Origin of the sequence: Microbispora sitophila (genome assembly GCF_014892245.1) — a bacterium.
GTDB classification, from domain to species: domain Bacteria; phylum Actinomycetota; class Actinomycetes; order Streptosporangiales; family Streptosporangiaceae; genus Microbispora; species Microbispora siamensis.
On sequence record NZ_JADBGC010000043.1, the window covers coordinates 1 to 12,112 of the forward strand.

The 12,112-nt window shown below is 69.3% G+C and carries 11 protein-coding genes and 2 pseudogenes; 12 read left to right on the top strand and 1 reads right to left on the bottom strand.

All coding sequences use genetic code 11. The features are described 5' to 3' along the window. Positions 1-319: 319 nt before the first annotated feature. From IL992_RS49220 to IL992_RS43510, 4 genes and pseudogenes are all read left to right on the top strand, one after another. Positions 320-469 (top strand): annotated as a pseudogene (locus IL992_RS49220) (GntR family transcriptional regulator); the annotation flags it as partial. Between the two features lie 59 nt (positions 470-528). After that, entirely contained in the window at positions 529-939 is a 411-nt protein-coding gene (locus tag IL992_RS47315; protein ID WP_226874864.1) for an FCD domain-containing protein, read from the top strand. Between the two features lie 113 nt (positions 940-1,052). After that, positions 1,053-1,510 (top strand): annotated as a pseudogene (locus IL992_RS43505) (ISL3 family transposase); the annotation flags it as partial. A 293-nt stretch (positions 1,511-1,803) separates the two neighbouring features. Next, entirely contained in the window at positions 1,804-2,166 is a 363-nt protein-coding gene (locus tag IL992_RS43510; protein WP_193209133.1) for a hypothetical protein, read from the top strand. A gap of 53 nt (positions 2,167-2,219) precedes the next feature. Here IL992_RS43510 and IL992_RS43515 read toward each other — a convergent pair whose 3' ends face one another. Continuing rightward, the gene (locus IL992_RS43515; RefSeq protein ID WP_226874865.1) at positions 2,220-2,378 is read right to left on the bottom strand and encodes a hypothetical protein; all 159 of its coding nucleotides are present in this window, start codon (positions 2,376-2,378) and stop codon (positions 2,220-2,222) included. Positions 2,379-2,899: 521 nt separating this feature from the next. On the opposite strand from IL992_RS43515, the gene IL992_RS43520 reads away from it, so the two are divergent. The 8 genes from IL992_RS43520 to IL992_RS43555 all read left to right on the top strand — a co-directional run. Beyond that, positions 2,900-3,232, top strand: a complete 333-nt coding sequence (locus IL992_RS43520) for a hypothetical protein (RefSeq protein WP_193209135.1) — start codon at positions 2,900-2,902, stop codon at positions 3,230-3,232. Between the two features lie 395 nt (positions 3,233-3,627). Next, complete coding sequence (locus IL992_RS43525; RefSeq protein ID WP_226874873.1) at positions 3,628-4,698, top strand: Gfo/Idh/MocA family protein; 1,071 nt, start codon at positions 3,628-3,630, stop codon at positions 4,696-4,698. After that, entirely contained in the window at positions 4,692-5,579 is an 888-nt protein-coding gene (locus tag IL992_RS43530) for a thioredoxin family protein (RefSeq protein WP_193209137.1), read from the top strand. Before IL992_RS43525 ends, IL992_RS43530 begins: the two co-directional genes overlap by 7 nt. An 82-nt stretch (positions 5,580-5,661) precedes the next feature. After that, a complete protein-coding gene (locus IL992_RS43535) occupies positions 5,662-7,188 on the top strand; it encodes a GMC oxidoreductase (protein ID WP_193209138.1) in 1,527 nt (508 codons plus the stop codon). Between the two features lie 397 nt (positions 7,189-7,585). Then, positions 7,586-9,133, top strand: coding sequence for an MFS transporter (locus IL992_RS43540; RefSeq protein ID WP_193209139.1), 1,548 nt, complete (start codon positions 7,586-7,588; stop codon positions 9,131-9,133). 155 nt (positions 9,134-9,288) lie between these two features. Then, entirely contained in the window at positions 9,289-10,875 is a 1,587-nt protein-coding gene (locus IL992_RS43545; RefSeq protein WP_193209140.1) for a GMC oxidoreductase, read from the top strand. Further along, positions 10,869-11,270, top strand: coding sequence for a C-glycoside deglycosidase beta subunit domain-containing protein (locus IL992_RS43550; protein ID WP_193209141.1), 402 nt, complete (start codon positions 10,869-10,871; stop codon positions 11,268-11,270). The genes IL992_RS43545 and IL992_RS43550 overlap by 7 nt, the downstream gene beginning before the upstream one ends. After that, positions 11,267-12,112, top strand: an 846-nt coding sequence (locus tag IL992_RS43555; RefSeq protein ID WP_193209142.1) for a sugar phosphate isomerase/epimerase family protein, incomplete at its 3' end; no start/stop codon positions are given. The genes IL992_RS43550 and IL992_RS43555, both read left to right, overlap by 4 nt.

Below are 12,112 nucleotides of genomic sequence, written 5' to 3' on the forward strand. Positions count from 1 at the left end.
TGACGAGACGTCGACGTCCCAGCCGCCCTCCTGCACGCGATAGTAGGGATACATGGTGTCGAGCTCCTCGGCGGCATCGCCGGTAAGGAGCAGCGCTCTGGGCACCTACTTCTCCTCGCAACTGGGGCGGGTGAGGTGGATCCAATCGGATCCGATCCGATTGAGTCAGCATTCCTCGGCCCGGCCCGCCCGTCAAGCCTTTACCGCTATTCGTCCGCGCCCTTGACTTCGTCGAACAATCGCCGGAACCGCTCGCCGGACAGCAGGATGTGCGGGCGGAACGTCGCCGGGAAGATCTCGCGGCCGGCTTGCCGACGAGGTGTACGACACGCTGCTCGGACAGCTGATGTCGCTACGGATCGAGCCTGGCTCCCGCGTCACGATCGACGCCCTGGCGCGAGAGCTGGGGGTCTCGCAGACGCCGATCCGAGACGCTCTCAACCGCATGGAGGCCGAGGGCCTGGTCGTGCGTGTGCCCATGCCGGCTATCGCATTCCCCCCCAAATCACCCGTCAACGATTCGAGGACATGCTTGAGCTCCGCCTGCTCCCCGAGCCGGCAGCGGCGCGCAGATCCGCCGAACGCGCATCCCCGCAGCAAGTGGCCGGTCTGCGACGAATACTGGAGGAGATGGCGGAGCTGGAGGGGGGCAACGGGATTATGGCCTATGGCGCCTTCGGGCTGCGCGACGCCGCTTTTCACGATCTCGTCGCCCTGAGCGCGGAGAACCAGGTCATCCGCGAAGCGCTCGCTCGCCTGCACACGCACGTGCACCTGTTCCGGCTTCTCCACGACACCCAGGTCACTCACCTGGCCATGGCCGAGCACGAAGAAGTCGTGGCCGCGATCGCCGCGCGTGACCCCGACGCCGCCGCCTACGCCATGCGCCGGTCATGGCCTCACGGCCCCGCGCGATCGTCGCTTCGTCGTCCATCGTGACGTGAGGTCCCTTCTAGCGTCTTCGCGAACCTGTTGACATCGATCGCAACGCTGCTGCATGCTGACGACCACTCGGATCGTATAGGAAAGGTGACGGATGCTAGCCATCCTGCGTGCGGGAGCGGCGCGCCGCCGAGCTGGCCGTCCCGGTCCCCCAGCTGTTCGGTGAGATCAAGGAACTCGGGTACTCGCGCAGCCTCAACCTGCTCTACCGCTACATCACTCAAGGCCGGGCCGAGGGCGATCGGCCCGTCGTCACGCCGCGCCGTCTTGCTCGGCTCCTACTCACCCGCCCCGGCAGGCTGCGTGAGGCCGACACCACGTTGCTGCAGGAACTCGTGGTACGTGCCCCCGAACTGGCCGAGCTCGCCCGCCTGGTCCGTGCCTTCGCTGAACTCCTCGCCCCGGTCGCAGGCAACGACGCCAAGCTCGCCGCCTGGCTCACCGACGCCCGGGCCGCTGACCGGCCCCACCTGCACGGCTTCGCCAACGGCCTCGAGCTCGACCGCGAGGCTGTAACGCCGGCATCACCTTGCCCCATCACAACGGCCGAACCGAAGGCGTCAACACGTGAACGAAGAGAGTCATGCGGCAGATGCACGGCCGGGCCGGGTTCGACCTCCTGCGCCACCTTTCTGCTGCACTGAAAATAGCTGAGCGCCACCACCGATTACGGGACAGACCCGTTGATATTGGACAGACCCAGCCTGGATGGGCGGCAGAGGGGAGCGGGATCTGTTTACCTTCCCATGCCTTGGCGCTATCGACACGTTCTTGCGAGTGCTTGACGTGGTAGATCGACTACATGAAGTAATCACCTGCGAGTGAGCATCGGGGGGATGTATGAGATCGCGAGCAGGGTGGGTGTCGGTCACGCTAGTCGTCGGGACGCTGGTTATGGGCTCAGCCAGAGCGGCATTGGCGGGGACGCCCGGCTGGAACGATGCTTACGGTGACGGGCGGGTGATCGTGCCGGCCGATCGGTCGTCGATCAAGGTGTGCGACGCCAAGGTGGACAACCTGGCCTACAAGGCTGTCTGGCACAACGACAATCCCATCGATGCGCGAAAGCCGTTCGAGGTGCGGGCGCCGCAGGGCGGTTGCGCGACCGACAGTTCCCTGTTCGGATCGGTGAAGGTCTTCAAGCTCTGTCAGGGGCAGGTCGGTACGGACATGCGCGTGAAGTGGGGCGCCTGCAGGGCGGCGGTGTGGCCGGGCGGTCGTTGACCGACCCACATGATGAGCGCCGAGGCGATGTGATGGCGGCCGGAGGTTCGGAATCACGTGCCTCCGCTGCCGCCTCCGAGGGTCTGCTGGATCTCGCCTTGCTTCTGTTCGACCACGGTTTTGATCAGGGTGGCCAAGCCCAGCGCGACGCCGGCGATGATGGCCGTGATGATGACCCACTCGACGGCTGAGGCTCCGCGGGTGGGGGCCATTCGCGCGCGTTGTATCCGAACGGCGAGGCATGCTCGCAGGTAGATGACCCAGGGGTGGTTCACGCCGCCTCAACATTCATCGAGCAGGACAGATGTGACTGACGGCGATCTGGAAGCTGCCTCGCGGTCGCCGCCAATCGGGTGCCGATTACTACTTGCAATAGCTCGCGCACGTATTGTTGCCGATGGTGTCGGTGCGCGAGGCGGAATCGCTGCGGAAACTGGAACTCCCCTCAGTTGATCACTGCAGCGGTGCCTCCCGGTTCGCCGTATTGCCTCGCTCAACCAGTGCCGCCGTGCTGCCGAGGAAGCCCCGGCCGCTCAGGCGTGCGTCGTGCCGCTTCAACTCGCCGCCGGGGTGGCCGGCCCCGCCTCCTGGATGGCGGCCTCCTCCTGGATGGCAGCCGGACCCGTCCTGGCCTCCGCCTCCGGCGGGCTGGCAGTTCTGGGTGGCCGACGCCCCACCCGCTCACGCACCCGTTCCGCCGCCTGCTCCTGCTGGGACGAACGGCCGCCACGCCATGCCGGTCCGTGAGGCTCCCGTAGTTTCGGTTCCGGAACGTTCCGGCGGCGGGCTGTTCGGCGGCAAGAAGCGGCTGGAAGCGGAGAACGCCCAGCTACGGGAGTGGGTTGAGCGGCTCGGCGGCCTGGACGCGATGCAGATCACCGCCGCGACGGAGCAACTGCGCGCGGAGCAGGCCCGGTTGCAGGCGGCGATCCAGGACGCCGATCACCGGCTGCGGGAGATCGAAGCGCAGATCGTGCAGCGCGTCCGAACGCCTCGGCGCCGACCTCGCTTGGCGTGCCAGTTCATGGGCGCCTGGCGGACCCACGGTCGCAGGTCTCACGGCTGATGCCCAGATGTGGGCCGAGCCTGACAGGTACAGCGCGACGGCGTCGGCCTTGAATTCAGGCGGGTAGGCGTTGATGCCACCAGGAACTCCTTGGTCTCCATGATCTGGTACTCAAGGTGTTCACATGTCGGAGACCTGGACGCCGGACGCGAGCGTAACGGCAGTCCTCATTCGATGCCACCCTGGATGCTCCGGCTGGCGGAGCGTTGATGCGGCCCGCAGATGGCGCATGGGCCGGCCCTCCATGCCAAGGGAATCAGCCTCGTCTATGTCTGCCATCAGGGATTGATGGCCCTCGTATGCGTTGACTTCCGTCGATTTCATTCATAAATATGTGCAGGCAGTCCGTGGTCGGGGCCACGGGTACCCTCTGGAGGTCTCTGGTGGTCAATCGCATGCGTGCCGGCATCGTCGGCGTCGGTTTCATGGGAACGGTGCACGCTCGGGCCATCCGGCGCGCGGGCGGTGTCGTGGTCCGGGCCGTCGGCTCGACACCGGAGTCTTCCCGGAACGCCGCCGAGCGCCTCCGTCCGGAAGTCTTTACGGAAACGGTCGAGGAGCTGCTGAGCGCCGATGACATCGACGTCGTGCACATCTGCGCACCGAACGCGACCCATGCGCGGCTGGCGCGCGCGGCCATCGCCGCCGGCAAGCACGTCGTGTGCGAGAAGCCGCTCGCAGTGAACCCGTACGAGGCTGAGGAACTCGTGCAGCTCGCCGTCGATGCCGGTGTCACGGCCACCGTCCCGTTCGTCTACCGCTTCTATCCGACGGTCCGGGAGGCTCGTGCCCGCGTCGCGGACGGCACTGCCGGGCCAGTACGTCTGCTGCACGGCTCGTACCTTCAGGACTGGCTCGCCGAGGACAGCGACGACAACTGGCGGGTGGACCCCGCGGCCGGCGGGCCGTCCCGCGCCTTCGCCGACATCGGTGTCCACTGGTGCGACTTGGTGGAGTTCGTCAGCGGGCACCGCATCGTGCGCGTGGCGGCCCAGACGATGATCGCGGTACCTGCCCGCGGCGGGCGGAGAGTGGAGACTGAGGACGCGGCAGTCGTGCTTTTCGAGACCGACGGGGGAGCGGTAGGCAATGTCACCGTCAGCCAGGTCACCCCGGGCAGGAAGAACCGGCTGTGGTTCTCCGTGGACGGTGCGAAAGAGAGCCTGACTTTCGACCAGGAGAACCCCGAGACGCTGTGGATCGGCGGCCGGGAGATCAATCGGCAGCTGCTGCGCGGCACCAGCGAGTCCCTGGTCGCCGCGCGGTACACCGCCGTGCCCGCCGGACATCCCCAGGGTTACCAGGACTGCTTCGACGCCTTCGTCGCCGATGCCTACGCGGCAGTGGACGGCGTCGAGCCGGACGGCCTGCCAACCTTCGCCGACGGATTGCGCGCGGCACAGGTGACCGCCGCGGTCCTGGAAGCCGCGCAGAAGCAGACTTGGGTGGAGGTGGCCTCGTGCTGAGTGGACGGTTGACGGTCGGCGACCGGGCGCCGCTGTTCGAGCTGCCCGACACCGCGGGAGCACCTGTGTGCCTCAGCCCGGAGCGGTCCGTCGCGACCGTCGTCGTTTTCACCGCCAACGGCTGCCCGTTCGCCCACGCCTGGCACGACCGAATCCAGCAGGTCGCCCGCGACTACGCGAACCGGGACGTCACGGTGCTGCAGGTGGTGAGCAACGACGAGACCGACCATCCGGAGGACTCGATCGCGGCCATGCGTGAGAGGGTCGCCGCCGGCGAGCTCGCCGGCCCCTTCCTGCGAGACACCGACCAGTGGGTAGCCCAGGCGTATGGTGCGACGGCGACCCCCGAGATCTTCGTGATCGACCGTATGGGCCTCGTCCGCTACCACGGCGCACCTGATGGCGACCTCGACGACCCGGCCCAGAACGCCGGGTGGCTGCGTGAGGCGCTCGACGACGTCCTGTCCGGCCGTGAGGTGGCCCGGCCGCTGACCTCTCCGGCGGGCTGTTCCATCAAGTGGCGCGTGGAGCTGCTGTGGTGGGATGGCTGCCCGACGCACGAGCACGCCGCCGAGATGCTCCGGGGGACGCTCGCCGAGCTCGGCCGGGGCGACGTGCACGTCGCTGAGCGGCAGGTGACCTCGCGTGAGGAGGCCGAGCGGCTCGGGTTTCCCGGCTCGCCCACCTTCCAGGTGGGGCGGCGCGACGTCTTCCCCGGCGACGCCCCACCCGCCCTCACCTGTCGCGTCTACGAGCGGGCCGACGGGCGTCCCTCGCCGCTGCCGGATCCCGCCGACCTGGCCGCACGGCTGCGCGGCGTACTGGCCCGTCCGTGGGACCTCCCGGGCTGGGTCGATCCGCGCAAGCCCTCAAATCGGTAGGAGTTGTCATGGCATGCCGCACATGTCCTGAGAAAGCGCCCACCACCCCCGGATACAGATCGACCGCCGAGGAGGCGTACGTATGACCGCTCACCCGACCGTTTTGATCGTCGGCAGCGGCCCGACGGGGGCGACCTACGCGCGGGTGCTGCTGGAGCAGGTCCCGCCGGCGACCGTTCTCATGGTCGAGGCCGGTCCGATGATCACCTCGCCGCCCGGTATGAACGTGAAGAACATTCCCTCGGCCGACGAGCAGGCGGCCGCGCGGCTGGCTTCGCAGGGGCGGGCCGGCGAGGCGGGCGTGTCGGGTATCCCGGGTGGTGTCGTCGTGGAGGGGACGATCACCGCGCGGCAGGGCACGCACCTCATCGGCCGCGCGGCCGAGGGCTCGCCCGGAATGCCGGCGGCGGCCGTCGCCACCTGTGTGGGCGGGCAGGGGGCGCATTGGACCTGCGCGACGCCCAGGCCCGCGGGAAGTGAGCGAATCACCTTCGTCGACGAGGCCGAGTGGGACGAGCACGTCGCTACCGCGGAGGGGCTGCTGCACGTCAACAAGGCCGCCTTCGGCGACTCGCCTCAGGCCGCGGCGATCCTCGAGTGTGTGCGCGAGGAGTTCGCAGCCGATGGGATCGCGGTCCGCCCGCTGCCGGTGGCGGCGGATCCTCGGCCTGACGGAACTCTGCGGTGGAGCGGCACCGACGTCGTCCTCTGCCCCGTCCTTGACGACCCGCGTTTCACGCTGCGGCCGGAAACCCTGTGCGTACGGCTGGTCCGCGACGGTGACCGTGTCGTCGGTGCCGTCCTCAGGGACCTGGGCAGCGGCGTCGAGGAGGAGGTGCGCGCCGACGCCGTCGTCGTGGCGGCCGACGCGATCCGCACTCCCCAGCTGTTGTGGGCGTCGGGCATCCGGCCGGCGGCCCTGGGGCGCTATCTCACCGAGCATCCGCTGGTCTTCGGCGTGGTGGCGGTCCGCGAAGGACTCCTGCCGTCGCAGCAGGGGGTTGCGACACCGGTGGATCCGATCCGCGCCGTCGTCTCCATCGGCTACGACGAGGAGCGGCACCCGTACCACGCGCAGCTGATGTATTCGCCCGTCTGCCCGGTGCCGTTGCCGGAGGACAGCCCGCATCGTGACAACCCCGCGGGTTACGTGGGCATGGGCTGGGGGGTGCGCAAGTGGCCGCGGCCCGAGGACCGGCTCTTCTTCGACGACGAGCAGCCCGACGAGAACGGACTGCCGAGCATCCGCATCGCCTACGAGCTCACCGAGCGCGAGCACGCGGAGCTCGAGCGGGCCCGCGCCCACCAGGCACGCGCCGCAGCGGCGCTGGGCGAGTTCGTGACGGGGACACCGGTGCTGATGCCCGCCGGGAGCTCCCTCCATTACATGGGCACCGTGCGCATGGGCCCCGCCGACGACGGCACGTGCGTGTGCGACCCCTGGTCGCGTGTGTGGGGCCTGTCCGGGCTGGTGCTGGCGGGCAACGGCCTCATTCCGACGGCGAACTCCTGCAACCCGACGTTGACCAGCGTCGCCCTGGCTGTCCGCGGCGCCCGGGCGCTCGCGGCCGAGTTGCGGGATGCCCGCGCCGTCGGGGCACGGCCGTGAGCATGTTGGAGGAGCCGCCCGCCCTGACCGCTGAGCTGGAGTGCGGCTGACAGCCGTGGAAACAGAGGCGCGGCACAGCTTCGTCCGCACTGCTCGGTGAAGCCGCAGGTCGCGCCATCGCCGTCGCCTCTGAACTCTTGATCACGACAGTGGACTTGTCCCGCCTACCGGCCTGCCGGGGTCCTGGTTCTCGACCCTCACAGGGCCGGTGGCATGCCCGCCGGGCCGAGCGTACGGTCGCTGATGGGTAATTGTGCATGTTTCCCGCTAAACTTGACCGACGGTCGGGGTCGTCTCCTTTGAAGAGCGTGCCCGTCGGCTCGGCGCAGCGCCGCTAGCCGCGCACCCTGCCGCCGTCGGTGACCCCTCCCGTGGGTCGAGAAGGTGACTTCTCCCTGTGAATCCTCGTCTCGGGGCGGCGAACGGCCGTCCGGCTCGGCTGCGCCTGCTCTTCGTCGCGCAGATCGTCATCACCCTGCTCACCGCGCTCGACCAGACCATCGTCGCGACCGCGTTGCCCACCATCGTCGCCGACCTGGGCGGAGAACGGCAGACGGCATGGGTCTTCACCGCCTACACACTGGCGATGACCGTGGCGATGCCCGTCTTCGGACGTCTCGGCGACCTCCGTGGCCGCCGAGCGCTCTATCTCGCCTGCGTCGCCGGTTTCGTGCTCGCCTCCGTGCTGTGTGGCTTCGCGGCCGGCTTCTTCTCGCTGATCGCACTGAGGTTCGCCCAGGGGATCGGAGGGGGCGGGATCGTGGTGCTGGGCCAGGCGGTCGTCGCCGACGCCGTCCCCGCCCGGGACCGGGGCCGGTTCCTCGCGCCGATCGGCGCGGTTTTCGCGGTCGCGAGCGTCGTGGCGCCGCTGCTCGGCGGGGCGCTGACCGACACGGTGGGCTGGCGCTGGATCTTCTGGGTCAACGCGCCGCTGGGCGGGCTCGCTCTCCTCCTGGCCTTCCGGTCCGTCCCCCGGATCGTCCCAGGACGAACAGGGGACAGGTTCGACAGCGTCGGAGCGGTCCTGCTGGCCGTCTGGGCGACGGGTGTCGTCCTCGTCGCCGCGTGGGGCGGATCCACCTACCCCTGGTCGTCCCCGGTCATCCTGAGTACGACCGGCCTCGTGCTTGTGGCCTTCGGGCTGTTCGTGCACCGGTGCCGCCGGCATCCGCATCCGATCATCCCGATTTCGATCTTCCGGAACCGGACCGTCGTGATCAGCAGCGTGCTGGCGTTCGTCGTCGGCGCCGGTGTCTTCGGCCTGGTCGGTTACGTGCCCGGCGTGATGCAGGCGGCGTTCGGTCTGTCCGCCACGCCCGCCGGAACGCTGATACTGCCCCTGGTTCTCGGTCTCATGGCGACGAGCCTGCTGGCCGGACACCGGATGGCACGCACCGGTCGCTACCGCGACTTTCCGCTGCTCGGCTGTACGATCGCCGCCGCCGGCATGCTGGGTCTGGCCGCCGTCCGGACAAGCACCCCTGTTCTCCTCGTCGCGGTCTGGATCGGGGTGGTCGGCCTCGGCGTCGGCTGCTTCATGCAGATCAGCACCGTGGCGGTGCAGGATGCCGTCCCGGACCGGGTCGTCGGCACCGCGACCTCCACCGTCGCCCTCGTTCGGGAGGTCGGGGTGTCCATCGGAGCGGCCGCGCTGGGCGGCCTGCTGAGTGCCCGCCTCCTGAGCGGCCTGGGCGACCGGCGGTACCTGGCGGGGCTGTCGCCGGTGCAGTTGCGGACACTGTCTCCCGCCCTGAGACATGCCTATGCCGAGATTTACCTGGCGGCCCTCACGCCCCTGCTCCTGGGGCTGGTGCTGCTGTTCGTGGTGGCTCTCGCGGTGTCGCTGTTCCTCCCGGATCGCCGGCTGAGCGGTGGCGCTCGGACGACCGGGCAGGGACGGAACGAAGCGGTCGGCCACCAGGTCGCGTCGCACGAGGGCGGGTGACCGGGGTGACGCGATTCCCGTGGCATCGGCACGGTTGATACCCGCTATCAGCAGGTACGTGGCCGCACCGCGTTGACCAGTTATGTTGAAAATCGGCAGAATTGCCACATTCGACGGCGTGCGCTGTGATCCCCCCTCTCACCGAATGGAGCGGCATGACCAGGTCCTTTCCCAACGCTGTCGACGTGGCGATCGTCGGCAGCGGGCCAACAGGCGCGGCGTACGCCCGGATCCTGAGCGAGCAGGCTCCCCAAGCCGCCGTCGCCGTTTTCGAGTCAGGGCCGGTGCTCACCGACCCGCCCGGCATGCACGTGAAGAACATCGCCGACCCTGTGGTGAGGGTCGCCGCCCAGCGCAGCTCCGAGGGGTTGCGGCCGCACACGCAGAGCCCGGAGGGGCACTACCCCGACCCCTCGCGGCGGGTGGTGCGCCCAGGCACGCACCTGCTGCCTGACGGCTACCGGCAGCCGGGTGAGGACGGCCTGCCAGCGCTGGCGATGTCGACCAACGTCGGAGGCATGGGCGCCCACTGGACCGCCGCGTGCCCGCGACCCGGAGGCGCGGAGCGCATCGCGTTCCTGCCGGACCTCGACGAGCTGCTCGACGAGGCCGAGCGGCTCCTCGGCGTCGACCGGCACCCGTTCGACGACGCTCCTTACGCCGATGTGGTGCGGGCGCGGCTGGGAACGGAGTTCGACCCTAGCCGGCCCGAAGAACGGCGCGTCCGGCCGATGCCCCTCGCCGTCCGGCGACGGGCGGACGGCGCCCTTGCCTGGAGCGGCTCCGATGTCGTGTTCGGTGACGCGACGAGGAACAACCCGAACTTCCTGCTGTTCGCCGACGCGCAGGTGCGCCGCGTGCTCGTCGAGGACGGCAGGGCCGTCGGCGTGATCGTCCGGGACCGGATCGATGGCAGCGAGCGAGAGGTGCGTGCGCGGTTCGTCGTCGTCGCGGCCGATGCCTTGCGCACCCCGCAGCTGCTGTACGCCTCGGGGGTGCGCCCTCCGGCGCTGGGCCGGTATCTCAACGACCAGCCGCAGATGATCTTCGCCGTACGGCTCCGCGACGTCAGCCGCCAGCCGGAGGCGGAGCACAGCCCGCGGGGAGACACCGCGATCGCCGAGGAGAGCGGCGTCTCCTGGGTCCCCTACATCGACGAAGAGCCCTTCCACGGCCAGGTCATGCAGCTCGACGCGTCCCCGATCCCGCTGCTGGACGAGGACGAGCCCGCTCCGGGCACGATCGTGGGGCTCGGCTGGTTCTGCGGAAAGGACCTGCAGGAGTCCGACCGCATCGAGTTCGACGACTCCGCGACCGACGACTACGGCATGCCGAAGCCACGGATCCATTACACGCTCACCCCGCGCGACCACGAGACCCTGGGGCGGGCGCGGGCGGCCATCCTGCGAGCCGCACGCGCGCTGGGCGACTTCATCGGCGACGAGCCGATGGTCCTCTCGCCCGGGGCGTCGCTGCACTACCAGGGCACGACCCGGATGGGCCCGGTCGACGACGACACCTCGGTATGCGCGCCCAACAGCGAGGTGTGGGGTGTGTCCGGCCTCTACGTGGCCGGCAACAACGTCATCCCGACCCCGATCGCCTGCAACCCGACCCTCACGTCGGTGGCCCTGGCGGTCGGCGGAGCCCGGGACATCGCGGCACGGCTCGCCGCCGAGACCGAGGACACGAAGGACACGAAGGACACGGCCGCGTCGACGGCCACGATCGGAGGGTGGTGACCGTGCTGGAGGTCCCCATGATCCAGACCCGGGGGTTCCGCAACCGGGCGGCCGGAGACGGCTTCGAGGTGCGGCTGCGGCTGCCGTACTACCGGGGCCTGTGGACCAACCTGATAGAGGGCGCGACGATCACCGTTGACGGTGAGCGCTTCGCTCCCGGCGACATCGGCTGGAGCATCGGCGGTGTGCGGTACTCACCGGCCGAGTTGCGCGCCTCTGAGACCGCCCGCTGGCCTGTGGACGTTCCCGCGATCCTCGCGGTCCCGCGCCCGCGGCCACTGTCGATCGGCTTCCACACCGTGGCCGCGGAACTGCGGCTGCGCATGTCGTACATCCCGGAGGAGCTCCAGCCGACGGTCTGGAGCGAGGAACGCAGGTTGGTGATCACGCGATGACGGAGCCCCGGTTCGAGTACGGCGTCTCGCTCTACAGCTACACGGGCGAGTACGGCGTGACGATGACACTCGACGACTGTGTCGAGGACGTCGCCGACCTCGGTGCGACCGGCCTGGAGATCCTCGGCGAGGCCCACGTTCAGGACTACCCGAACCCGCCCGCGGCCTGGATCGACGCCTGGTTCGCCCGGCTTGAGCGGCAGGGCCTCACGCCGACGTGCTACGGCTCCTGGGTGGACACCCGCCGGTTCGAGGGCCGTCCCATGACCGTGGACGAGGCCGTCTGGCAACTGGAGATAGACATCCGGCTGGCCGCGACGCTCGGCTTCCGCTTCGTACGCCCCAAGCTCGGGGTCGTCACCTCGGACCTGGAACCCGATCCGGTCTGGGAGCCCGCCACCGAGCGGGTGCTCGACCTCGCGGCGGAGAAGGGGATCGTCATCTGTCCGGAGATCCACTGGCCGTCCGTCATCAGGTCGAAGGTGGTCGACGACTACCTCGCCTTCATCGAGCGCACCGGTACCGAGCACTTCGGGCTGCTCATGGACACCGGCGTCTTCCAGACTCGGATGCACCACCGCCGCGGAGGTGTCGCGAGCCGGCTCGGCGAAGGCTCGGCGCGTCCGCCGGAGGTGCCGGTCGTACCGGTGTCCGACCTCGAGGACGTGCTCGACCACGTCGTCCACGTGCAGGCGAAGTTCTACGAGATCGACGACGACCTGAGGGACCAGTACATCCCATGGGCGGAATTCCTGGAGATCATCGTGCGCCGCGGGTGGTCGGGCTACCTCTCCAGTGAGTACGAGGGCGACTACGGCGTCGGCCGCGCGGCCGATCAACTC

What these genes read in the sequence shown, in the direction of transcription:
- IL992_RS43520 (WP_193209135.1), top strand. Translation starts at nt 2,900, where the DNA reads ATGCCGGTCCGTGAGGCTCCCGTAGTTTCGGTTCCGGAACGTTCCGGC.
- IL992_RS47315 (WP_226874864.1), top strand. Translation starts at nt 529, where the DNA reads ATGCTTGAGCTCCGCCTGCTCCCCGAGCCGGCAGCGGCGCGCAGATCC.
- IL992_RS43535 (WP_193209138.1), top strand. Translation starts at nt 5,662, where the DNA reads ATGACCGCTCACCCGACCGTTTTGATCGTCGGCAGCGGCCCGACGGGG.
- IL992_RS43515 (WP_226874865.1), bottom strand. Translation starts at nt 2,378, where the DNA reads ATGGCCCCCACCCGCGGAGCCTCAGCCGTCGAGTGGGTCATCATCACG.
- IL992_RS43545 (WP_193209140.1), top strand. Translation starts at nt 9,289, where the DNA reads ATGACCAGGTCCTTTCCCAACGCTGTCGACGTGGCGATCGTCGGCAGC.
- IL992_RS43525 (WP_226874873.1), top strand. Translation starts at nt 3,628, where the DNA reads ATGCGTGCCGGCATCGTCGGCGTCGGTTTCATGGGAACGGTGCACGCT.